Source organism: Flagellimonas lutimaris, from assembly GCF_051494225.1.
Classification (GTDB): Bacteria; Bacteroidota; Bacteroidia; order Flavobacteriales; family Flavobacteriaceae; genus Flagellimonas; species Flagellimonas lutimaris_A.
Genome location: NZ_JBNPYE010000002.1, coordinates 470,768 through 495,013, shown reverse-complemented (window position 1 = coordinate 495,013; position 24,246 = coordinate 470,768). Strand labels below are relative to the sequence as shown.

Here is a 24,246-nt window from a genome sequence, read left to right as displayed (position 1 = left end):
ATGAAAAAGTACATAGTTTTAGCTGCACTGTCGTTATTTATGACAGCCTCTTACGCACAAATAGACAGGAGCACACCGCCAGAAGCAGGCCCCGCTCCAAAAATCAACTTAAAAGAGCCAGCCCGTTTTGAACTCAAAAACGGTTTAAAAGTACTGGTGGTCGAAAACCATAAGTTACCACGGGTACGCATTCAACTCTCCATTGACAACCCACCCATTATGGAGGGGGATAAAGCAGGTGTCTCTGCGCTTACCGGAAGTATGTTGGGAAAAGGATCTAAAAACATTCCCAAAGATGAGTTTTATGATGAAGTGGACTTTTTGGGCGCCAATATCTTTATAGGGGATCAAAGTGCCTTTGCCAGTTCGCTATCCAAATATTTTCCAAGAATTTTGGAGTTGATGGCCGATGCCGCACTCAATCCAAACTTTACCCAAGAGGAATTTGAAAAGGAAAAAGAGAAGATAATCACCGGCATCAAATCAGAAGAAAAAGATGTTTCCGCTATTGCAGATAGGGTTCAGCTAGCTTTGGCCTATGGCAAAAACCATCCTTATGGTGAGTTTATGACCGAAGAAACGGTGAACAATGTTACCTTATTGGATGTGGAGCAGTTTTATCGTTCCTATTTTGTACCTGCCAACGCTTATTTGGTTGTGATTGGCGATGTTGACTTTGATACAGTTAAAGAACTGGTCACAAAAGCCTTTACGCCATGGTCCAAAGCTGCACCACCATCGTTCAGCTACTCCGACCCAAAAGATGTGCAGTATACGCAAATCAACTTTGTTGATGTACCCAACGCCGTGCAATCTGAAGTTGCGGTAGAAAACATCACCGATTTAAAAATGAAAGATGAGGATTATTTGGATGCCCTTTTGGCAAACAGAATTTTGGGAGGAGGCTCCCAAGCCCGCTTATTCAAAAATCTGAGAGAAGACAAAGGATACACTTATGGCTCCTATTCTGGAATCAGAGCCAATAAGTATAGTCCAATGCGATTTAACGCCTACGCGCAAGTACGTAACGCAGTTACCGATAGCTCGGTGGTAGAAATATTGAAAGAGATAGACAAAATGACTTCCGAACCTGTTTCTGACGAAGAGTTGGCAAATGCTAAAGCAAAATATGCCGGAAGCTTTGTGATGGCCCTCGAAAAACCAGAAACGGTCGCGAATTATGCTTTGAATATAGAAACCGAAAATCTTCCAAAAGATTTTTACGAAACCTATTTAGAACGGTTGGATGCCATAACCAAGGAGGACGTTCAGAAAGCTGCCCAAAAACATTTTTCAACTTCCAACGCACGTGTTGTTGTAACAGGAAAAGGGAGCGATGTTTTGGAAAACTTGGAAAAGGTATCCTTTAACGAAAAAGATGTTCCAGTACTTTTCTACGATAAGTATGCCAGCAAAACGGAAAAACCAAACTATAATACTGCCATTCCAGAAGGTATGGATGCCAATACCGTTTTGGAAAAGTATATTGAAGCTGTTGGAGGGAAATCAAAACTGGAAGGTGTGGATTCTTACTCCATGGTGGCCGAAGCCGAAATGCAGGGCATGAAATTGGAACTTGAGATGAAGAAAACTGCCCAAGACCAATTTATGCAAGACGTAAAAGTACAAGGTAACTCCATGCAAAAACAAGTTTTGGATGGTGATGCTGGATATATGGTGGTTCAAGGTCAGCGCAAAGACCTTTCTCCAGAAGAGATTGCAAAAATCAAAGAAGAATCTGCCGCTTTTCCCGAATTAAATTACTTGGCGGCAGGAGATGTTTCATTAGAAGGCATTGAGCCCGTGGGTGACAAAAAAGCCTACAAATTGAAGATCAGCGATAGTAAAACTGCTTTCTATGATGTGGAAACTGGACTTAAGGTACAAGAAATCAACACGCAAGAGGTTCAAGGCCAACAAATGACCAGTACCATGGGCTATGGTGATTACCAAGAAGTGTCTGGCATTAAATTTCCATTTAAGTTAATGCAAAGCATGGGACCTCAGAATATGGAGTTTATCGTAAAAGAAATTAAGGTAAACGAAGGGGTTGAGGCATCAGACTTTAAATAAACAAGATTTTTTAATAGAAAAAAGGCGCTCCTTTCAGAGCGCCTTTTTTATTGTTCATCAATTTGCTAAAAACTGTACTGTATAAAAGCAGATAGGTTTCTTCCAGGATCATTGATAGGCACTCTGCCATAATCTGCTTGGTTCACAAAAGAGAAATTCAAATGGTTATTATAGGTCTCATCAAAAATATTGGACGCTGCAATTCCAACTGTTAAATGTTCAAAGGGTTTTGCCCCAAAACGCAAATCCATTACTCCATAACCATCCGTTGTTTGCTCTCCAAAGGAAAGTGCTATATCGGATTGTTTCGAAGTAAGGGTATAGGTTGCCCTAGCCCAAATCGTTTCCCTTTCAAAACTTAAATTAAAACGGGTCACCAAAGGTGGAGTCAATGGAAGTGATTCATCCAAATCTTGATTTTTTGCATACACATAGGACACTTCTGTTTTAAATGCAAAATCTTCCAAGAAGGCCAATTCCCCAAAAACTTCAAACCCCGTTTTGTAGGCATCATTCAAATTGGTGAATCTTTTTACGTCAGTAGGCTCAGCCATCGGCATATACTTTTTATTCAATGATGGGTCTATCACAGGAACAATGTAATTGTCATAGATAGAATAATAGACAGAAGCCCCATAATCCAATCGGTTGAAGGCATATCCCTCAAAATTGGTATTTGCTTTAACGCCCAGTTCAAATTGATTGTTCACCTCGGCATCCAAATAGGGGTTACCCACATATTCGTAAGGATCTTGCCCAACCGTAAAATGATTGATAAATCTTTCAATCATATTCGCGGAACGTACTCCTCTACCGTAGGCCAATTCCAATAAAAGATTGGATGTGGCCATATACTTAAATGATGCTGTTGTACTAAAGTTATGCTCCGTTCTTGTATCCAAATCGGGATATTCAGCAACAAAATCGTCAGCTGGTGCATCCGTTTTGGATCGCACCATATCGTACCTCGCCCCAACATTCAACAAAAACTTTTCCGACAACGGGTATTTCCCTTCCACAAAGGCACCATAATCATCAATTTGGGAATCTTGCCATACCTCATCAACAAACTCCATGGGAGTAGGCAACAAATCTCCGTTCATATTTCTTTTCACCAAACGCGTTCTATTTCCCGTTCTTCCTACTGAAAATGCATCCAACCCAGTATAGAGTTTTAAGTCGTCAACAGGTTTCCATTCGAGTTCAACTCGACCACCAACAGTAAGGGCATCCACTTCCGATACCGCCTCTGTCATCATAAAAGACGGTCTTAGTTTGTTGGTCATTACATGGTCTACTTTAGAACGATAAACCTTTGCGCTCAATGCTTGCAATCCATCAGAAATATTATCCAACTTATAATCGACAGAGAGCACATTGCTATCATCTATTTCCGTATCCATAGGTAATCCGGCATGCAATACATCCCTTCCAAAAGATTGTCGAAACCCAAGTTGGATTCTTTGATTCTCTGTGGGGTTATAGCCTACCTGAACGCCATAATCGGTGCTCTTGAAGGATGAAGGCACTTCGTTTCCATCACCATCTTCATAATTCCCAAAATCACGAAATCCGAAATTAAGGTTCGCATCAAACTGTTCCCCGACATACTTTAGATTGGCAAAACTTGTAATAGCATTTCCGTTGTTCTCACCACCAAAATTCACCTTGCCATGATATCCTTTTTCTTGTTTTTCAACTTCTTGAGTCACCAAATTTACAATACCGCTAAAGGTGGGCCCGTATCTAAAGGTATATGGTCCTTTAACCACTTCTACCCGCTCTATCTCTTCAGGGGTCACATGAGTGGTAATAGGATCCATCCGGTTAGGACAGGCGTGCATCACCTTGGTCCCACCATTAAATTGAACATTGAGTTGCTCATATTGAGAAGCCCGAAAAGATGGGTCTATGGCATAATTACCGCGTTTGATCAGGCTAAATCCATTGATATCTTTAAAAAGATCCGCCACATTTTTTGATTGGACAATTTTCTTCTCCGGCTCACTTTTGAACGTGGAAAAAACTGGATCTATTTTTCTTTTCCCCTCTACAAGAACCTCATCCAATTGTACTGGTTTTTTTGTTAGGGAATCTTGCGCATTTGAAACTTGCGCGTAGGACACAGTGGTCCCTAAAAGCAAAACACAAAGTTTTGCCAGTGCACTTATATTCATTTTTGATGTTATGTTTAAGATTATACATATTCGGCAATGTGTATTTGCCGTTTTTAGGGTATATCTTAAACCATTGGAGGTTTTATCAGGGTATCGCTAAAGCGATACGAATAGGAATCGGAGTAATAGAATGGGGCTATCTCATTTTCGTTGTCATCAGGGAGATTATAACTAGGTATCTCCATAAAAAACACCAAAACTTCCTCCCAACCAATCACCGGCAGGGGTTCATCGTCTTCCGCTTGGGCACGGAGCATTTGCATCAACATACATTTACCGTTACAATTAAGTTCCGGTTTGTCCTTGTTTTCACAGAGCTGTTCTATAAACCCTTCTCTATCCAAACTATAGTATACGTACATGGAAGAAAAGCGCAGGTTGCTAATCATTATCAAGAGAATGAAAAGCGAAGAAAAGCCAACCCGTCTGGGCAAAGTATGTGAAGATCTATCCAATACTCTCTTACTTCTTAATTGAAATAATCAGCGAATTTAAGAATACCTAAGATTCTATTATGTGACCAAAGTCACTTTTATTATTTATTTGAATATTTAGCTTTAATCCCTCATTTTTACTGTCCCAAATAGTTAAATTTGAAGACATAATTTTATACACCATGAAAAAACTTTTTTCAATCCTTATCTGTACTGTTTTGTTTTTGAGTTTCTCCTGCAAAGAGGAGAAAAAAGCACCTGAAGGTTCATCACAAATGGAAGAGGTAATGGACATCCATGATGAGGTAATGCCCAAAATGGGAACAATCGGCAAATTGGTCGGTGATCTAAAAGCAAAAGTGGACTCTACCGAAATGGGTCGAAAGTATGAAGTTGCCATGAAAGATCTTCAAGAAGCCAATACTGCAATGATGGATTGGATGAAGGATTTTGGAGATCGATTTAATCACGAAGAAATATTGGAGGGCAAAGAACTTACCGAAGAGAAACAGCAATGGCTGGATGAGGAAGAAGAAAAGGTAAAAGAGGTGAAGGAAAAAATCAATGGTAGTATCGCTCGTGCCGAAGCCCTGCTTGCCAAGGATTCAGTACAATAATCACTTTTTCCAACGCAAACTTTCCATAATTCTTCTAATGTCATTCTGTAAGTACATCGCTGCAGGAAGAATGGAATCGTAATTGGGTTTTGCATAAAAATAGAGTGAGCCTGTCACAAAGTGATTGATGCTATCGGTTACATAAAATTGTGACTGGGAGGCAGCATTACCGCTTACTTCGTAGAACATTCCATACACGCCATCTTCTTGGTTAATAAATGGTTGTTCCACAATATTATCCGCTTTTACTACATGTTCGTATGATAGTTTTTGTGCATCTACAAGTAGCGTATCCAAATTATCTTTAACTTGTTTGTAAGTTAGATAGATCGACCCTTTCATCATGGGGTAGTCCAAAACCATGGAACAGTCTTTACTTTCTTTAATATTGGACAGCGTGTTTTGGTCAAAAGTATATACACAGTCCGAACCGGCGGTAGTATACGCTGCCGTAGGATATTCCAATCGCAACATGGCCTTCGGTTTGGGTAAAACCTCATCTTTACAACCTACAAAAAGTGCTGCTACAACAATAAAAAATAAAATATTATGCTTCATGGGGCAATGTTACTTTTACACGTTTCAACCTTTTTTTGTCCATACTTTCCACAATAAACTGGTAGTCCTTGAACAACACTTTTTCTCCTATTTTAGGGAAACTTCCTGATATTTCCAGTACAAAGCCTGCTATGGTCTCAGATTCTCCTTTTTGGCCCTCAAACTCTTCTTCTTCTTCAATCTTAACTACACGATAAAAGTCCTTTAGGGTTGTTTTGCCATCGAACACATAATTATAGTCGTCCAATTTCGAGAAGACCAAATCCTCATCATCAAACTCATCGCTAATGTCTCCTACGATTTCTTCAATTATATCTTCCAGTGTTACAATTCCCGATGTTCCTCCATACTCGTCCACTACAACGGCCAAGTGATTCTTCTTATCCTGAAACTCCAACAACAAATCATCCAGTTTTTTGTTTTCTGGAACAAAGTAAGGCTCGCGAATAAGCGACATCCAGTTAAAGTTCTTCCTTTCAATATAAGGCAACAGGTCTTTCACATATAAGACGCCCAAGACATTGTCCATATTTTCAGAAAAAACTGGAATCCTAGAATATCCGTTCTTTTTGATTTCTTGGAGCACCTCTGGAAATTTCATTTTCTCGTTCAGGGCAAAAATGTCAATCCTTGGTCGCATTACCTGCTTGGTATCCGTATTTCCAAAGGTTACGATTCCCTCCAATATTTTTTGCTCTTCCTTGGTAGTATCCCCCTCAGAGGCAAGTTCCAACGCTTGCGAAAGGTGGTTTATGCTCAAATTGGACTTTTTCTTTCCCAATTTATCTTCCATAAACAGTGTAACGGATCGCATTGGTGAACTCAATGGCGCAAACAGAAAATTCAATCCTTTTAAGGGAACGGCCATAAAATGCGAAAACTGTACACGGTTACGATTAGCATAAATCTTAGGGAGAATTTCTCCGAACATCAATATTAAAAAGGTAGCTACCACAACTTCCAATAAAAAACGAAAGGTTCCATCTATACCGGCAAAAATTGTATTGCCAATGGAACTGAACAACAGCACAACCCCTATATTAATGGCATTGTTCGTAATTAGAATCGTAGCCAGTAATTTTTGTGGTTTTTCCAATAATTGCACTATCAGTTTGCTTCGGGAAGAATCGCTCTCCTGCATTTCGTTCACATCGGTCTGCGAAAGACCAAATAGCGCCACTTCTGCTGCTGAAATTAAAGCTGAACCAGCCAACAGCAATACAAGCACGACAATTTTTAAAGTGAAAATTCCACTAAACGCTGTAAAGTAAAATGCCAAACAATAGGGCTCGGGATCCAATTTAATATTGCTTTTTAAACGTTGGTTTTAGAATGGTAGGTCATCATCCTCTTCGGTGTTATCCATAGGTGCCGCCGGAGTCTGAGGCTGCGAAGGCTGCTGATTGGCGGGAGCACCCGAAGATTGTCCGTTGGCCATACTTTCCTTCTTGGTCGTTAAAAAGGTAAAGTCCTGTACATGCACTTCGGTAGTGTATCTCGTATTACCGTCCTCACCTTGCCATTGTCTGTTTTTCAATCGCCCCTCCACATAAACCTTGTCACCTTTACTAAGGTATTTTTCACAAATTTCAGCGGCCTTATTGCGCACAACAATATTGTGCCAATCCGTATTGGTCACCCTTTCACCCGTTTGCTTATTGGTATAGGTCTCGTTGGTGGCCAAAGGGAATCTGCCAATACAGTTTCCTCCTTCAAAATAGTGCATTTTGACTTCGTCTCCCAAATGCCCGATCAGCATTACTTTATTCAATGTTCCGCTCATATCTCTTTAATTAATCAAAAGTACTAAATTTTCAATGTCTTAATAAAATCTGCTATCAAAACTGGAACCGGAAAATTACCTATTTCATTCCAATGTGTTCCTTCCTCTAATATATAAGAAGTTTTTAGGATCCAAAATTGTGTAAATAAATGTTGATGTGACAATTTGTGTACTATCGGTTCATTATTATATAATGATAAAGATTCCAATTCTGGAACATCTTCTTTTTCCATGATCAACGGCTTCAATTCTTCAGCTTGAAGCCTTTTCTCGGATTCAATCAATGGAAACTGATACAGATTCTGCCAAATGCCCTTTCCTTTACGTTGTTCCAAAACGGTACTTTCATTTTTATCCAGCAACACTAAATAATTAAAGTAACGATTCCTCACCTTGGTTTTGTTTTGTTTTACCGGAAGGGTATCCACTTTGTTTTCTTTCAGCGCAACACAGCTTTCTTGAAGCGGACACAATAAACAGTACGGTTTTTTGGGCGCACATTGTATGGCACCGAACTCCATAATACCCTGATTATAGTCGCGAATGTTCCCTGCGTCCATCACCTCACGGGCGAGTTCTTTAAAATATTTGATTCCTTGGGTACTATTAATAGGTATATCAACACCAAAATATCGGGACAGCACACGATAAACATTTCCATCTACTACGGGTTCCGCAACATCAAAACAGAAAGATGCAATGGCACTGGCCGTATAATCACCAACACCTTTTAAAGATTTCAATCCCTTATAAGTCTTTGGAAATTCTCCATGGAAATCCACAACAACAATTTTGGCCGTGGCGTGCAAATTGCGTGCGCGGGAGTAATAGCCCAGTCCTTGCCAAAGTTTCAACACGTGTTCTTCAGGAGCGTTCGCAAGATCATAAACTGTAGGGAAAGCTTCAACAAACCTATAATAATAGGGCATTCCCTGAGCTACACGGGTCTGTTGGAGTATAATTTCGGATAGCCAAACCCTATAAGGCTCTCGAGTTTCTCTCCAGGGAAGCTCACGTTGATGTTCACGATACCAATTCAGGATTTTTGGGGCAAAACTCATTAGATAAAGTAATAAAGCTCAAATGTATCAGTTTATATACTTAAAATTAAAGGGTTAAAAGGAAAGATTAATTATAATGTTTATATTTGCAAGCCGAAAAAAATTTGAAAATTAATAAGAAGTAATGACGAAAGCAGATATTGTAACTAGGATCTCAGAAAAACTAGGTATTGAAAAAGGAGATGTGCAAGCGACAGTAGAATCCTTTATGGAAGAGGTGAAATCATCCTTGGAGAATGGTGATAATGTTTATTTAAGAGGTTTTGGTAGTTTTATCATCAAGACCAGAGCGGAAAAAACAGGTAGAAATATCTCTAAGAACACTACCATCAAAATTCCTGCACACAATATTCCTGCATTTAAGCCCGCCAAAGTTTTTGTGGAAGGCGTAAAGACAAATGTACAAGTAAAATAATATAATTAACAACACTAAAGCAAGAGCCATATGCCGAGTGGAAAGAAAAGAAAAAGACATAAGGTAGCCACGCATAAGCGTAAGAAGCGCAGAAGAGCTAACCGACACAAGAAAAAGTAGTTGTTTCAACTACTTTTTCATTTTACCCTATCACGTTCTTTGACATAGAGATTCAATAAACGAATTTCAATCGGTTCGAAAAATAACCGATACTATATATTGTTTAATCATTTATCCCAAAATTCATGTGGGATAAATAAAAATCGATTCAGGTGAATAGAGAATTAATAGTAAGATCTACGCCCGATGCAGTCGATTTTGCCTTACTAAAGGATGGAAAATTAGTAGAATTACACAAAGAAGAAGACAATAATAACTTTTCCGTAGGGGATATCTTCCTAGCCAAGATCAGAAAACCCGTTACAGGCCTAAATGCAGCATTTGTCAATGTAGGTTATGAAAAAGATGCGTTCCTGCATTACCATGACCTGGGCCCGCAACTATCTTCAATGTTAAAATTCATTAAACAAGCTAGAACAGGGAAACTAAAAGATTACTCCCTGAAAAATTTTCCATTTGAAAAAGATATTGACAAGAATGGCAGCATCAACGATGTGCTAAAAGCCAATCAGTCACTACTGGTACAAATAGTAAAAGAGCCCATATCAACAAAGGGACCAAGAATTAGCTCTGAGCTTTCCATAGCTGGGCGCTTTCTGGTCATGGTACCTTTTTCCGATAGAGTCTCGGTATCACAAAAGATAGCGAGCAAGGAAGAAAAGGACAGACTTATTAGACTTGTAAAAAGTATTAAGCCCAAGGGATTTGGAGTAATTATACGTACAGTAGCAGAAGGCAAAAAAGTTGCAGAACTGGATAAAGATCTTCAGAACTTGTTTTCCAAATGGACAAACATGTGCAAAAAATTGCAGAAGGCGTCGCATCCATCCAAAGTTTTGGTGGAACTGAACAGGGCGTCATCCATCCTTAGGGATGTCTTCAACGATTCCTTTACCGGAATACATATTGATGAAGAAACACTCTACAACCAAATCAAGGATTATTTGCATGAAATTGCACCACAAAAAGAATCCATTGTAAAGTTGTACACCGGTCCGGCACCAATTTTTGAAAAATTTGGGATAGAGCGTCAAATTAAGACCTCTTTTGGTCGAACAGCATCCATGAGCCGCGGGGCTTACCTTGTTATAGAGCATACCGAAGCTTTGCACGTAATAGATGTAAACAGCGGTAACCGCTCCAACAAGGCAAAAAACCAAGAGGATACCGCACTCGAAGTAAACCTATTGGCCGCAACCGAAATTGCAAGACAATTACGTTTGCGCGACATGGGTGGAATCATTGTGGTAGATTTTATTGATATGACCAAAGGTGACCACAGACGAAAGTTGTATGACCACCTTAGGGACGAAATGAAGGACGATCGGGCGAAGCATAAAATTTTGCCCCCCAGTAAATTTGGCCTTGTACAGATTACAAGACAAAGGGTTCGTCCAGAAATGAATATTAAAACGAGTGAGGAAAACCCGAACGTATCGGGTGCCGAAGTGGAAGCTCCCATTGTTTTAATTGATAAAATCCAAGTGGATTTAGAGCGAATCCTTAAGCAAAAGCAAAAAATCAACGGAATTGTATTGAACATTCATCCGTTTATTGCCGCTTACCTTACCAAGGGATTTCCTTCTATCCGATCCAAATGGTTTAAAACCTATAAGAAATGGATCAAAATCCAACCTAGGGATGCCTATAAGTACCTTGAATATCGTTTTAAGGACAAAGACGGTAAAACAATACGACCATAATACCAAGCGACTCCAGTAATGGGGTCGCTTTTTTTGTTTTTACCAGTTTGGTGCAAAGCAGTACTTTTGATAACCTAGTTCACTTAAAAATGAAAAACATCACCCTCCTCCTATTTAGTACTTTGATTGTGGCGTGTTCCTCCCCTGCAGAGAAACCTATATCAAATTTGTTGAAGCAATCTCCCTATATTCGAGGAAAAGAAGCTTACCTAAACTCGCCCTACGTAACAGCCGGTGACAGGGTATACATGGTTGGCCATCAAGATGGAACCTTTCCTGCCTTGGGTTGGCACATTAAAGGTGAAATGGGTGGAATTTGGAACCATCCCATAAAGCTAATGGACGGCTTCGATGTGGAGATAGTGGTTAGTAATACGGTGTTGAAATTGAACAAGGCCTCTGAGTTTATAAACTACCCCTATGCGAACAAACACATATTCAAATTTGAAAAAGAAGGTCTTGTTGTTGAAAGGATTCAATTTGTTCCAGATAGCCTACAGGGTATTTTAGTCCAGTTTGTCATCAAAAATAATGCTCAAGAAAGCATTGAAGGCAGTTTAAATTTTGTTGGCCATTCGAACTTACGTCCAACTTGGTTGGGGGAACGCTCAAATATGATAGACTCGAAGGATTCAGCTATTTTCAAAGAAAACTATTGGATAGTTAAGGACAGTTTAAATTCTTGGTATAATGTTTTTGGATCCGACCAAGCACCTATTTCTTCAAACGGCTTCAAAAATCAGAATAAGCAAAATGGAGCATCCAATGCACTTGAATATGTTGTTAAGATTCCTGCGAAATCAGAGAAAACCCTAAATTTTGCCTTAGCCGGCTCATATAATTCCCGTGAAGACGCAATTAATACTTACAAGAACATTCTAGAGAACTTTGTCCCATTGGCCAAAGCAAAAAAAGCTCGTTATGAGCAACTTGCAGACCAGTCTAAACTAACCATTCCGGACAAGCACCTGCAAAAAACCTTTGAATGGTTAAAATATAATTGTGACTGGCTTGTACGCACGATTCCAGAAATTGGTTCAGGTATCGGCGCAGGTATCCCAGATTATCCATGGTACTTTGGTGTGGATAGTGAGTATGCACTTAAAGGATACATGGCTATTGGTCAGGATGAAATTGTAAAAAATACCATCAAACTTTTGGATAGTGTTTCAATGGCCGTGAACAGTAACGGTAGGATTCTTCACGAAATGTCCACCAACGGTGTTGTTTTCAATAAAGGAAATATCAATGAAACTCCCCAGTTTGCATCATTGATATGGGAAATCTATAAATGGAATGGAGATAAAGAATTTCTAGAAAAATATTTTCCAACAATAAAAAAAGGTTTGAAATGGTTATTGGAGGAAAATGATGACAATAAAAATCTATTTCCTGATGGTTTTGGTATGATGGAAATACACGGTCTTAACAGTGAAATGATAGATGTGGCTTCATATACGCAAAAAGCTTTTGCAGATGCCGCACTTATGGCCGGCGAGTTGAACGAAACTGAATTGGCCCGGGAATATCAGGAATTGGCGGATCAGTTGAAGGAGAAAATAAATATCGAGTTCTGGTCGGAGACTTTTCAATCCTATGCAGATTTTATTGGAACTGATAAACAGGCATTACATTTAATAGACGATGCTTTGGTAAGAGCTGACACGTTGAACAAACCATGGGCAGTTGAAGAACTTGAAGCCACAAAACAACAGATTTTACGCAATCCATCCGATGAACCCAGACCCTTTGTACTTTACCATAACTGGGTGGTGAACACCCCCATGGAAATGGGTATAGCTGATTCAACCAAAGCGATATATGCTTTGGACAATGCGAGGAAATTTATAAATCCTTTCGGAGTATTCGTCACAGGTATTGATCGTGATGATACAGCTGGTGAGGACGACAGCTCCTTCAAAGGAAGCCAAGTGTTTTCTTATACCGGTGCTGTAATGACTCTGCCCACGGGAGTGCAAGCAGTTGCCGAAAATAATTATGGTAGACCGGACGTAGCATTAGACTATTTAAAGAGAATGTCACGTTCCTTTAGCTATGCACTACCCGGTAGTATCTACGAGGTTTCCCCAGATTATGGTATGATGGCCCAAGCTTGGAATATATACGCCTTTGCCGTGCCCATTATAAACCAGTTCTTCGGGATCAAACCCTTGGCACACAATAAAACAATCATCATTGAACCCCAAATGCCAAAAGACTGGGACAATGCTGCTTTGGAAAATGTAAAAATTGGTGACAATCAAGTCTCTGTATGGTACAGCTCATCCGAAGCGGGCCGTCAAATCAAAATAGAACAAACAAAAACGGACTGGAAAATCAAGCTTATCTTACCCAAGGGTAATTATACTGTAAAACAGGGCCTCCAACAGACCGAAACCAGTAATGGCAAAACCATATTTACTTTTTCAGATAACATGATTGAGGTAACTCAAAACTAGCTAAAATGGGCTCAAAATTATCTTCCCAAAAATTTTACTCCATTGATGAAGCCACAAAAAAAATGGAACACTACTGTGCCTACCAAGAGCGGTGCCATAAAGAGGTTTCAGAGAAGTTGAAGCATATGAATATGATTCCCGAGGCCATAGATCAAATTTTAGGACACCTCATCCAAGAAAATTTTCTCAATGAAGAACGCTTTGCAAAGGCCTTTGCCAGAGGTAAATTCAATATTAAAAAGTGGGGGGTAAACCGTATTGTTCGAGAACTTAAGTTTCGTGAGATTTCCCCTTATAACATTAAAAGTGCACTTGCCGAAATTACAAACGAGGATTACTTAAAAACCTTTGATGAATTGGCCAGAAAACGGTTGAGCCAAATTAAGGAAACAAATAGTTTTAAAAAAAAGAAAAAATTAGCTGACTATCTTTTATATAGGGGCTGGGAAAGCCATTTGGTGTACGAAAAAACCAATGAACTCATCAAGTAAACCATTACTGTTGCAACAATAATTTTTGCGTTCGCTCCACAGCTTTTTCATTTTTCCAATCAATCCATTCTTGTCCCTTAAGTCTACGCATCAGATTATCAAAATGACGCATCACAATAATATTATAAACTGCTTTTCCAAAATTCTTTGGCTTTCTGGCAACCGCCCGCAGACTCATTGAAAATCCAGGGGTAATATATTTCATGTGGTGCCAATACCCTTCGGGAATGTAAAGGATATTCCCGTGTTCCAGATGTGTAATATAACCTTTGGCATGTTTCAGGGCAGGCCATTTTTTAAGGTCGGGGTCCGCAAAATCGATATCCTCACGCGTAATCAGGGAGTGGGGTATTTTATATAAAAATTTAGTTTCGGATTGCGAAAAAAGGATACATTGCTTCTTTCCTTCAAAATGAAAATGGAAAATATTGGCCAAATCAATATCGTAGTGCATAAAAGTATGTGAATCTTCACCACCAAAAAACAACATGGGTAACCCTTTCATGAGTCGTAATCCAAAATCTGGAAACGAAAAGTCCTTTTGAAGTTCTGGAACTTCATTAAGGATGTTCCAAAGAAAAATGCGATACTTGGTTGGGCCACTTTTTAAAAGGTCCACGTATTCTGCCATCTTCATTTTGGCATGTGGCTCATTGAAGCCTTCGTCGTGCCTTACTGGACGGTCGTCATATAAAGGAACTTCCTTTTCGCCGGCAACTTCTTTTACATAATCTAAGTTCCATTTGGAATATGCCGGCCAATCCTCAATAAAGCGCTCAATTACAACAGGCTTTTGGGGCTTGAAATATTTTTGAAGAAATTCTCTCTTTGAAAGGGTTTCTTCTCGAGGTATCTGTTCCAGGTTCAGCTTCAAAATTTCAAGGAATTTGAAACCACTAAATTAATAAAAGGTTTTGAAATGCTTACAAAGCCTAATCCTTGGAGACCAGTTTACCTTTTTCCTTGGCAGCTTCATTCCTTTCAATCACGTGCCCTGGTCTGGACCATTTTGGTTTTTCGCCTCGTGCAGTAAATTGAGAATTTTCCGCATCCACCGTCTCGGGCTGAGGCGCTTTTACAAACGCCTTTTGTGGATTTAGTCCCAATTGTTTGAAGAGCGCCATATCCTCATTTACATCCGGATTTGGAGTGGTAAGCAACTTATCTCCTGCAAAAATGGAATTGGCTCCAGAAAAGAAACACATGGCCTGGCCTTCGCGACTCATTTCGGTCCTTCCGGCTGACAACCTTACCTGGGTTTGCGGCATTATGATTCTTGTTGTGGCAACCATACGAATCATTTCCCATATTTCCACGGGTTTTTGGTCCTCCATGGGAGTACCTTCCACCGCTACCAAAGCATTGATTGGCACCGATTCGGGTTGTGGGTTCAAAGTGGACAATGCCACCAACATTCCAGCTCGATCTTCAGCAGATTCACCCATACCAATGATACCTCCACTACAAACAGTAACATTCGTTTTGCGGACATTTTCAATGGTTTGTAAACGATCTTCGTAGCCACGGGTCGATATCACTTCTTTATAATATTCTTCCGATGTGTCCAGATTATGGTTGTAGGCATACAATCCAGCTTCTGCCAATCTTTTGGCTTGGTTTTCGGTAACCATACCTAAGGTACAGCAGACTTCCATATCCAATTTATTGATGGTTCGCACCATCTCCAAAACTTGGTCAAACTCTGGCCCATCTTTTACATTTCTCCAAGCGGCACCCATACACACTCTTGAGCTTCCTGAAGATTTAGCTCGAAGAGCTTGGGCCTTTACTTGTTGAACTGACATCAAATCATTTCCATCAACATTAGTATGATATCTGGCAGCTTGTGGACAATATCCACAGTCTTCTGGACAGCCTCCTGTTTTTATGGAAAGTAAGGTTGAAACTTGTACTGTATTGGGGTCGTGATACTCTCTATGTACGGTAGCCGCTTCATAAAGCAACTCCATTAAAGGTTTGTTGTATATAGCTAGAATTTCTTCTTTAGTCCAGTTATGTCTTGTCTGCATCATACATCAAAAATAGTCTATAGAAGAGAAAAACCGAAGCAAGTGCCTCGGTTTTCTTTTGTTTCAACTGTTAATTTTGGACTATTCTTCCTCTGAAGAATTCGGTTCATTTGCCAAATCAGCACCATCGGAAGCTGCATTATCGGTTTTGATATCTTTACCCTTAAGATATTCAGGCAATTCCATACCTGCCATATTGAACATTTCTTGTAATGGTGGAACCGATTTGTACATTCCTGAGATAAAATTGGCTGTAGAGTTTTTACCATCTGCTGTTTTAGTTCCTGAGTCCCAAACAGTAACCTTGTCAATTTTGATGTTCTTAATAGCTTCCGCTTGTTTCGCAACCAATTCTGGAAGCTTGTCAGCAATCAATAGAAGTACTGCATCTTTTGGACTATTACCCGCTGCCTGAACAATCTTATCTAGACCTTCAGCTTGTTTTGTCAACACCTCAAAAATACCTTTTGCTTCTGCTTGAGCTTTAAAGAGAATTGCATCTGCCTCACCCTTTGCCCTCCTTCGGATCATTTCGGCTTCGGCTTCGGCTTCGATTTCCACTTTCTCTTTATCAATTTGGGCAGGAATTACAATATCGGCCTTTTGAGAACTACGTTCTCTTTCGGCTCTTGCAATTTCCGCATCACGCTCTGCGGAGTACGATTCTTCCAAAGCTTTTGCGGACTGTACTTTTTCTGAAGCGATTGCCGTTCTTTCGGCTTCTGCCTCTCTTTGACGTCTTAATGAGTCTGAATTAGCAACATCAATTTTCGCCAAGTTTTCGCCCTCAACAGCTTTCGCGTTGGCGGCAGCTACTTGAGTACGCTCATCTTGCAATGCATTGGCTTCCCCAATGGAACCATCCCTGTTTTTTTCGGCTACCGATTTACGAGCGGCGTTAATGGCATGGGCCGCTGCTTCTTTACCTAGCGCTTCGATATATCCAGATTCATCAACTATATCTGTAATGTTTACGTTGATGAGTTTTAAACCGACCTTTTTAAGCTCCGATTCAACACTTTGTGAAATATTGGTCAAGAATTTATCTCTATCCGCATTAATTTCTTCAATATCCATCGAAGCAACAACCAAACGTAATTGACCAAAAATAATTTCCTTCGCCAATTCCTGAACTTCTTGCATACCAAGGCCCAAAAGTCTTTCAGCTGCGTTCTGCATAATTCCAGGCTCAGTAGAAATACCAATTGTAAAACGAGATGGTACATTCACACGAATGTTTTGCCTACTCAATGCATTTGTCAAATCAACTTCGATAGAAATTGGGGTCAAGTCCAAAAACTCATAATCTTGAATCACTGGCCAAATAAAGGCCGCTCCTCCATGAATACATCTTGCTGAATTTCCTGTACCTACTTTTCCGTAAACTACAAGTATACGATCAGAGGGACATCGTTTATACCGTCGTATAAAGGAGATGATAATTATAAAGAAAAAGAGAATGGCGAAACCGATGGCCAACAATGTGGCTCCCCCGCCCATTTGTAATGGTAGTGTTAGCATAGTAGTTTATTTATTTAAAAGATTAACAATCAAAATCCCTGTGTCCGTTACCTCATGTACCTTAACCACATTACCTTGAACCAGGTCGTGGTCTTCATCAGTGAGTGCTTGAAGCTCTCTTAAAGTTCCTTGTACATTTACAGATACCTTTCCCATGCGGGAACGTTTGGCTCCAATAGTAAGATATACCTCGCCAATTTGATTTACAGCATTGGACAGTTTTAGGGTTCCGCTACTTTGTAGTTTGGCTAAGTAATAAAATAGGGTGGCCATGGCCAACATCATCAGCAGTCCACATACTACAGATATAAAAACCGTGAGTCCTGTTGACAGATTATTTTCAATACAGGCTATTCCCGACCATCCAAAAATGGTGAAAAACCCCATTAAGTTCTTAAAGGACAAAAACTGAAAGTGAACCCCGGTATCGGCCTCAACATCAGTATCTACATCGCTCATATCATCCACATCCCCACCAATCAATGTCATTACTACAAGCACCAATAAGATGGCAGAACCTGCAATAGCAATAATCCAATATATTTTCTCAAAAAGCGTCAAAGCTGCGAACCAGTTTTCCATGGCAAACAAAATTTAAAGTTGGTACAAAGTGTTAAGATAATACTTTGTACCGATATTCTTCGGCAGCCAAAGTTATCTCTTGGAGAGTAAAATCGACACTGCATTTCCTCCAAAGCCCACGGCGTTTACCATGACTTTTTCAATGGTTTTAGGAAGTGCTTCGTAAGTAACGAACGGAATGGAAACGGGCCTCTGGTGGTTAAGCATTAATACAGCCATTTCTAAGCTGAGCGAGCCAGAAGCTCCGAAAGTGTGACCTACTTTCCATTTATTGGTAGTTAAAAATGGAATTTTGTTACAAAACACTTTTTTAATTGCGTTAAATTCTGATAGGTCTCCTTTGATTGTTCCCGGCGCGTGCATCACCACCACATCTACTTCGAATGGATTTAAATTACCCAACGCCATTTTCATGGAATCTTGAAAACATTGGGCATCGGTGCTAATGGAAACACCATGTTCCAAGGGTTCCGTTGCATAGCCTATTCCTTCGATTAGTGCTAAAGAGTTTTTCTTTATCCCTTTTTCCAAACAAGCCATTCCAGAAGCTTCGCCCAAAACCATTGTGTTTTGTTTTTTATCCAAATCCATGGCCAAACATGGATAGTTCTTCTTATCAATACCTCTCGACTGTGCTCGCGACGGCATTCTGGAATATACTTTTAAAGCTTGCATTTGAGCAATGGTGAACGGGGTTAAAGGTGCTTCGCTACCACCCACCAAAAATTTATCCGTCATGCCACTTTGAATCCAAGCCACAGCGTTCAAAACAGCGTGCAATGCAGTGGAACAGGTAATGGAATGTGAAATTTCTGGTCCTTTCGATTTTAAGTCGTGGGCCACCCAAGAGGAAATATTTCCCAAGGTGGTCGTTGGGGATGATAATGTGGATGATTTTCCCTCAGTCAAAAATTCTTGATGATATTTTTCAAAAAGTGAGGTTGCTCCCCGGGAGGACCCAATATTGACCCCGAAATTGGAACCTTCCCCCCAACCGGCAGTTCCCACCGCCTTCCGTGCTGTATAAATGCCAAACAATACGGAATCATCCAAATATTTATAATTGGCATCAGACTGACGGAGAATTTGAATCGCTCCTTTTACGGTCTCTGTCAATTTTGATACCCAAACAGACTGATTACCAATATCCGCCTCCGTCAAAAAATGACTATCGTTTTCATAAGACTCCCAGACTTCATCAAAAGTTTGCCCCAATGATGATATGGAAGAAATAGCTGTTATGGAAATGGGTTCTTTCAACATAAAAGTCGGTTACACAAGTTCCAAAGCATTTTCAATAGCTTCATAAATCCGTTCCATTTGCTCCTTGGTAGTAATAAATGGAGCCAAAATATAAATGGTATGGCCCAAAGGCCTTAGGAATATGCCATGGGCCATAAAATGTTTGAAAAGCTTGTTCCTTAAGTTTCCATAGCGTTCCATTTCAACATCTAAATCCAAAGCATAAATCACCCCTGTTTGACGTGTACTTGCAACTTTAGGATGATTTTTTATTTTCTTATCGAATTGCTGGTGCCAAAGAGTGATATTCTTAATTTGCTGTTGAATTTCATCCGTTTGCAACAATTCCAAAGCCGCCAAAGCCGCGGTACAGGCCAACGGATTTGCAGTATAGGTATGCCCGTGAAAAAGACCTTTAGCCACATCATCACTATAAAAAGCCATGTAGACTTTCTCCGTACAGGTAGTTAAACCCATAGGCACAAGACCTGCCGTCAACGCTTTGGACAAACACATAATATCCGGTTTGTTTTCCAAATAGTCCGAAGCAAAATATTTTCCGGTTTTTCCGAAACCCGTCATTACCTCATCGGCTATGGTAAGCACTTCGTGCTGTTGAAGCAATGCAAGAATTCGGTCAAGTCCATCAGCATCGTGCATTTTCATAGCCGCAGCTCCTTGAACCAAAGGTTCATAAATAAAGCCTGCTATATTATTGTGCTGCAACCGCTTCTTCAGGTGATTCAGAATGTCATCAATGTTTTCCGGAGTGGGTACTGGAATCCGTTCCACTTCAATAAAAAAGTCTTCGAATGGCCCATTGTAAACCGAAAGACCCGAAACGGACATGGCCCCAAAGGTGTCTCCGTGAAATCCTTCCTCAAAAGCCAAAAGCACATTTCGTTTTTGCCCTTTGTTATGATGGTATTGCAAGGCCATTTTTATTCCGATTTCGGTAGCCGTGGACCCGTTATCAGAGAAAAAAAGTTTTTCTTGGTTCTTGGGCAGTATTTTAATGAGTTCTTCTGACAGTTTTATAGCGGGTTCGTGGGTAAATCCGCTAAATACTACCTGGTCGAGCTTCTGCATCTGTTCTTTTACCCTATCCAAAATATAGGGGTTGCAATGCCCGTACATACAGGTATACCAAGAGGCGATGCCGTCCACATATTCCTTTCCTTCCTCATCAAAGAGCAAAGCTCCCTTTGCTCTAGCAATGGCCAACATTTCAGAATTGGTTTTATGTTGGGTCAATGGGTGCCAAAGGTGTTTTTTGTCTCTTTCCGATAATTTTTCCTCTACTAAGGAGTCACTCAAAACATTCAAATTTATCTATATTGCAAAGATGATAATTAATGGCCAAAAAGCTTAATACGACCGTGCTTAAAAAATTCCTCTCTTTTAGTTTTCAAAATCTTGATTGGAAAACAGTCCTGCTTATTTTGGTTGTCCTGGCCATCATCATTCGTTTTCCCTTCTTTTTTAGGGATTACATTGATCGGGACGAGAGCACTTTTATTATTATGGGACAATCATGGGCCAATGGACATTTGCCCTATACCCAATTATGGGACCTTAAGCCTCCGATGACTTTTTTATTTTTTGCCATTATCATTAAAATATTTGGAAAGAGTTTTATCGCCATACGCCTTTTTGGTTCTCTTATTGTCGCTTTAACGGCTTTGTTCACCTATGGGATTGCCACAAAAATCACTTCCAAAAAAATAGCGTTCTGGGCGGCCATCTTCTGTGTTTTTTTTCAAAGTTTGTTTGGTAGCCTACAAGGGGTAATGTCCGAACATATCAGTACTTTCTTTTTTGTTTCGGGTCTATACATTTTGTTTTTGAAGGATGACCGAAAATGGTATTTTACTTCTGGACTTCTTTTGGGCATTTCGGTGATGACAAAACTGAACATGGCCTATCCCGTATTGAGTTTGGGCTTATATTTTTTATATGAAGGGTTTCACAAAAAACAAATTTCCAAGAACATCGTCAATTTGATTTATATGGGCATAGGTTTTTTCGTAACCATTGCATTCACCGTAATGCCCTATTACCTTCAAGGCGATATCCAAATTTGCTGGGAATCCATTTTTGAAGCGCCTCTGGCCTATTCAGAAGGCAAGTTCCATTCTCCACTAAAGACTTTGCCATTCGTGATTGTCATTTTAGGGCTACTAATTGCTGGCTTTACCCTAAAAATAATTGATTGGAAAGATAAAAAACTTCAAATTTTAACAGTTGTTGTTTTGGGCATCCTACTCTCTTATATGCAAGCAGGCAAAGTAAACGGACATTATCTGATTCAGTTATATCCTTTGATTTTGATTCTATTGGGAATAGCCATTGGCAAACTTCCTCCTTTAAAAAAGAGGTATCAATCTATAGTCATTATTCTTTTGATTTTGATCCCCATGGAATCATATCTGGAATATGGCAATATTATATCCAATAAAATACAAAAAGGAACCTTTTTCAATGGAGAGGGTATTGAAGTTCCAGCATACATAACAGAACATAAGCTAGAAACCAAGAATGTTTTTTTTACCGAATACCACATTGGATATTGGGTATTGGGTGAAGAACCACCCACAAAAGCAGCCACACACCCTAGCAATATTACCCGTGAAGAAATGTTTCCATATATGGAAAATCCGAGAAATACAGGTATGGAAGAGCTTCGGTATATTATGGAAGTTATTCAACCCAAAACATTAGTTGCAAGAGAGGGAAAAGAAATCTTTGATAAAAAGTTGGTGGACTACAATGCCTATATTGATGCTTACCTTGAAAAGCATTATCAGCTAACAGCGACGGTTGGAAGAGGGCTTATTTATCAACGGCTAGATTGATTCCAGGGCAGATTTAAATGCATCCGCATACTTTGTTACCACCTCTTTGTCAAAATGAGTCTCTTCGTTGATTCTCCCTAAACACTTTACCCCTGTTTTCTTTAGAATAATTTCCTCCGTAGTGGGATGTTCACCACCGCTGAAGATAATTCCAATCTCCACATTTTTTTGCTGTAGTTTTTCAATGGTCAACAAGGTGTGGTTGATACTGCCCAAATAATGTCTGGAAACTACGATTACTTTGTAATCGGGCTTGATAAGGTCAAAAATAGTATCAGTATCGTTCAACGGAACAAGTAAACCTCCCGCACCTTCAATCACTAAATGATTATTGGTCTCTGGTTCTTTAATTTGATTCAAGTCAATGGTTATCCCATCAATATCCGCTGCTGCATGCGGGCTCATTGGCGTGTTCAGGGCATAACTATTGGGATGGATAACCGTTTTGTCATTCGTAATAAAATCTTGGACCTTGTGGCTGTCGGAATTCTCCAAATCCCCAGCCTGAACAGGTTTCCAATAATCTGCCTGCAAAGATTCCACCACGATGGCAGAAGCAACTGTTTTTCCAACTTCCGTTGAGATTCCTGTAACAAATACTTTCATTTAGCGGGCCTGGTAATAAAATTGCACTGCATGCACTGGTACTTTCTGGGTTCAAAGAAAGGAAACAGTTTATAAAAGATGGTACTTCGGGAGTAATAAATTTCTGATTTTGTGGCCTTACAGTTAGGACAAACTACCGGATTGCCAAATTCATCCGTGGCATAGTTTCGGACTTCATCATAAATTTCTTTGGCCCGTTCTTTATCACTGGAATAAACCTGAAGTTTTACTCCTCCAAGAGCGGCACTAATCAAAGGGTCCGAATTAATGGTGTTTTCATCTTTTAAAAACACATCGATTCCCTCGGCCTCCAACTTGCCCTTAATCACCACGGCATCCGCTGGAAACTCAAACGAGCCTAAAGTATAAAACTGTATATTCATGTTGCCATATAATTTTTCAGCGATTGCAAAACTTGTGATATCTCTTCATTTGTATTGAAGGTATGCAAGCAAAACCGTAGCCTTTCCGCTCCTTCTTTTACGGTTGGTGAAAGAATGGGCTTTACATCAAAACCTTCCTGCTGTAGTTGGCCCGCAATTTCCTTGACCTTATTATTTCCAGAAATCATTACACATTGAATAGCAGAGTTACTGGCTATGAATTTGTCCGAAATCCGAAATCGCTCTATTTCTTGTTTAAAATAGTCGATATTTTGATAAAGCTGCTTACAAATGCCACTGCTTTCCTTTTTTAAATATTGATAAGCAGATAGAATGACAGCCACCGAATGTGGGGACAATGCCGTAGTATAGATCAAACTTCGAGCAAAATTTACCAAATATTGCTTTAGTTGTTTGCTTCCTAAAATGGCCGCACCGTGACACCCAAGAGCTTTTCCAAAAGTGATGATTCTAGCAAAAACATCATTTTCCAATCCCAGTTCAGAGATTAAATCAGTTCCTTTTCCAAAAATTCCAGTGGCGTGTGCTTCATCCACAACTAAAAAGCAATTATTTTTAGCACAGAACGTTGCCATTTCTTTTAAATCTGGAGAATCTCCATCCATGGAGAAAACGGATTCGGTTACGACATAAAACTCCGTATCCCTACTCGACTGCGCTCGAAGGGATACTAATTTCTCCTTTAATTTTCCTATATCGTTGTGCGCAAATTTGTACCCTTTGGCATGACCCATTTGGATACCATCCCGAATACTGGCATGCACCAATTCGTCATACAACACAATGTCCCCACGTTGGGGAACGGAAGAGAAAAACCCAACATTGGCATCATACCCAGAATTAAAGACCAAGGCAGATTCGGCTTTGTGATGTGATTGCAATAGAGCTTCCAACTCATCAAACAATTCATGATTACCCGTGAGTAGTCTAGATCCTGTTGCCCCGTTTTTTTGAATTTGCCTCTCTATTTTTTCATTTTTAGTCAAGCCTAAGTAGTCGTTGGAAGAAAAATCAACTAGTTGGCTTGCCTTGGGCAAGCTCCGAAGCGCATTGTCTTTCAGCCGTTGCGATATTTTTGATGCCAGCTTTTGTGGAAATTTCTCCATAGCACAAAT

General features: G+C 39.8%; 22 protein-coding genes. 7 read left to right on the top strand and 15 right to left on the bottom strand.

The genetic code is table 11. The annotated features are described in order from the left end of the window. Positions 1-2,073 carry a M16 family metallopeptidase gene (locus ACQQ5U_RS07415; protein ID WP_437396403.1) on the top strand — a complete coding sequence of 691 codons (2,073 nt, stop codon included), beginning with the start codon at positions 1-3 and terminating at the stop codon, positions 2,071-2,073. 65 nt (positions 2,074-2,138) lie between these two features. On the opposite strand, the gene ACQQ5U_RS07410 is transcribed toward ACQQ5U_RS07415, so the two are convergent. After that, the gene (locus tag ACQQ5U_RS07410; protein ID WP_437396402.1) at positions 2,139-4,250 is read right to left on the bottom strand and encodes a TonB-dependent receptor domain-containing protein; all 2,112 of its coding nucleotides are present in this window, start codon (positions 4,248-4,250) and stop codon (positions 2,139-2,141) included. A gap of 65 nt (positions 4,251-4,315) precedes the next feature. Beyond that, on the bottom strand, positions 4,316-4,639 hold the full coding sequence (locus ACQQ5U_RS07405) for a hypothetical protein (RefSeq protein ID WP_437396400.1): 324 nt from the start codon (positions 4,637-4,639) through the stop codon (positions 4,316-4,318). Positions 4,640-4,866: 227 nt separating this feature from the next. On the opposite strand from ACQQ5U_RS07405, the gene ACQQ5U_RS07400 reads away from it, so the two are divergent. Then, on the top strand, positions 4,867-5,301 hold the full coding sequence (locus ACQQ5U_RS07400; protein WP_437396399.1) for a hypothetical protein: 435 nt from the start codon (positions 4,867-4,869) through the stop codon (positions 5,299-5,301). On the opposite strand, the gene gldD is transcribed toward ACQQ5U_RS07400, so the two are convergent. The 4 genes from gldD to mutY are packed head-to-tail and all read right to left on the bottom strand — an operon-like array spanning position 5,302 to position 8,703. After that, positions 5,302-5,859 (bottom strand): gliding motility lipoprotein GldD, encoded by a 558-nt coding sequence (gldD, locus tag ACQQ5U_RS07395; protein ID WP_437396397.1) that lies wholly within the window; start codon positions 5,857-5,859, stop codon positions 5,302-5,304. Next, a complete protein-coding gene (locus ACQQ5U_RS07390; protein ID WP_437396395.1) occupies positions 5,849-7,159 on the bottom strand; it encodes a gliding motility-associated protein GldE in 1,311 nt (436 codons plus the stop codon). The genes gldD and ACQQ5U_RS07390 overlap by 11 nt, the downstream gene beginning before the upstream one ends. Before the next feature lie 27 nt (positions 7,160-7,186). Then, entirely contained in the window at positions 7,187-7,642 is a 456-nt protein-coding gene (locus ACQQ5U_RS07385) for a single-stranded DNA-binding protein (RefSeq protein WP_437396393.1), read from the bottom strand. Between the two features lie 23 nt (positions 7,643-7,665). After that, entirely contained in the window at positions 7,666-8,703 is a 1,038-nt protein-coding gene (gene mutY / locus ACQQ5U_RS07380) for an A/G-specific adenine glycosylase (protein WP_437396391.1), read from the bottom strand. 124 nt (positions 8,704-8,827) lie between these two features. Here mutY and ACQQ5U_RS07375 point away from each other — a divergent pair, with 124 nt between their 5' ends. From ACQQ5U_RS07375 to ACQQ5U_RS07360, 4 genes are all read left to right on the top strand, one after another. After that, complete coding sequence (locus ACQQ5U_RS07375) at positions 8,828-9,118, top strand: HU family DNA-binding protein (RefSeq protein WP_014032385.1); 291 nt, start codon at positions 8,828-8,830, stop codon at positions 9,116-9,118. Positions 9,119-9,390: 272 nt separating this feature from the next. Further along, positions 9,391-10,941: an Rne/Rng family ribonuclease gene (locus ACQQ5U_RS07370; protein ID WP_437396389.1), complete on the top strand. Its 1,551-nt coding sequence runs from the start codon at positions 9,391-9,393 to the stop codon at positions 10,939-10,941. Between the two features lie 89 nt (positions 10,942-11,030). After that, positions 11,031-13,400: a glycogen debranching protein gene (locus tag ACQQ5U_RS07365; RefSeq protein WP_437396387.1), complete on the top strand. Its 2,370-nt coding sequence runs from the start codon at positions 11,031-11,033 to the stop codon at positions 13,398-13,400. Between the two features lie 5 nt (positions 13,401-13,405). Continuing rightward, entirely contained in the window at positions 13,406-13,891 is a 486-nt protein-coding gene (locus ACQQ5U_RS07360) for a regulatory protein RecX (RefSeq protein WP_437396385.1), read from the top strand. A gap of 4 nt (positions 13,892-13,895) precedes the next feature. Here the strand turns inward: ACQQ5U_RS07360 and ACQQ5U_RS07355 are convergent, their stop codons facing one another. The 6 genes from ACQQ5U_RS07355 to bioA form a co-directional block, all read right to left on the bottom strand. Further along, complete coding sequence (locus tag ACQQ5U_RS07355; protein WP_437396384.1) at positions 13,896-14,765, bottom strand: cupin-like domain-containing protein; 870 nt, start codon at positions 14,763-14,765, stop codon at positions 13,896-13,898. A gap of 58 nt (positions 14,766-14,823) precedes the next feature. Then, on the bottom strand, positions 14,824-15,924 hold the full coding sequence (gene bioB, locus ACQQ5U_RS07350) for a biotin synthase BioB (RefSeq protein ID WP_437396382.1): 1,101 nt from the start codon (positions 15,922-15,924) through the stop codon (positions 14,824-14,826). Positions 15,925-16,002: 78 nt separating this feature from the next. Beyond that, complete coding sequence (locus tag ACQQ5U_RS07345; RefSeq protein ID WP_437396380.1) at positions 16,003-17,442, bottom strand: flotillin family protein; 1,440 nt, start codon at positions 17,440-17,442, stop codon at positions 16,003-16,005. A 6-nt stretch (positions 17,443-17,448) separates the two neighbouring features. Then, a complete protein-coding gene (locus ACQQ5U_RS07340) occupies positions 17,449-18,024 on the bottom strand; it encodes a hypothetical protein (RefSeq protein ID WP_437396379.1) in 576 nt (191 codons plus the stop codon). A gap of 72 nt (positions 18,025-18,096) precedes the next feature. Further along, a complete protein-coding gene (locus ACQQ5U_RS07335; RefSeq protein WP_437396378.1) occupies positions 18,097-19,287 on the bottom strand; it encodes a beta-ketoacyl synthase N-terminal-like domain-containing protein in 1,191 nt (396 codons plus the stop codon). A gap of 9 nt (positions 19,288-19,296) precedes the next feature. Continuing rightward, positions 19,297-20,583, bottom strand: a complete 1,287-nt coding sequence (gene bioA / locus ACQQ5U_RS07330; RefSeq protein WP_437396376.1) for an adenosylmethionine--8-amino-7-oxononanoate transaminase — start codon at positions 20,581-20,583, stop codon at positions 19,297-19,299. Positions 20,584-20,621: 38 nt separating this feature from the next. On the opposite strand from bioA, the gene ACQQ5U_RS07325 reads away from it, so the two are divergent. Next, a complete protein-coding gene (locus ACQQ5U_RS07325; protein WP_437396375.1) occupies positions 20,622-22,121 on the top strand; it encodes an ArnT family glycosyltransferase in 1,500 nt (499 codons plus the stop codon). Here the strand turns inward: ACQQ5U_RS07325 and bioD are convergent. Genes bioD through ACQQ5U_RS07310 form a run of 3 tightly spaced genes read right to left on the bottom strand, consistent with a single transcriptional unit; the run spans position 22,113 to position 24,237 of the window. Further along, positions 22,113-22,727, bottom strand: a complete 615-nt coding sequence (gene bioD, locus ACQQ5U_RS07320) for a dethiobiotin synthase (RefSeq protein WP_437396374.1) — start codon at positions 22,725-22,727, stop codon at positions 22,113-22,115. The genes ACQQ5U_RS07325 and bioD overlap by 9 nt on opposite strands. Next, positions 22,724-23,110, bottom strand: coding sequence for a putative signal transducing protein (locus tag ACQQ5U_RS07315; protein ID WP_437396373.1), 387 nt, complete (start codon positions 23,108-23,110; stop codon positions 22,724-22,726). Before ACQQ5U_RS07315 ends, bioD begins: the two co-directional genes overlap by 4 nt. Continuing rightward, the gene (locus ACQQ5U_RS07310) at positions 23,107-24,237 is read right to left on the bottom strand and encodes an aminotransferase class I/II-fold pyridoxal phosphate-dependent enzyme (RefSeq protein WP_437396372.1); all 1,131 of its coding nucleotides are present in this window, start codon (positions 24,235-24,237) and stop codon (positions 23,107-23,109) included. Before ACQQ5U_RS07310 ends, ACQQ5U_RS07315 begins: the two co-directional genes overlap by 4 nt. Between the last annotated feature and the right edge of the window lie 9 nt (positions 24,238-24,246).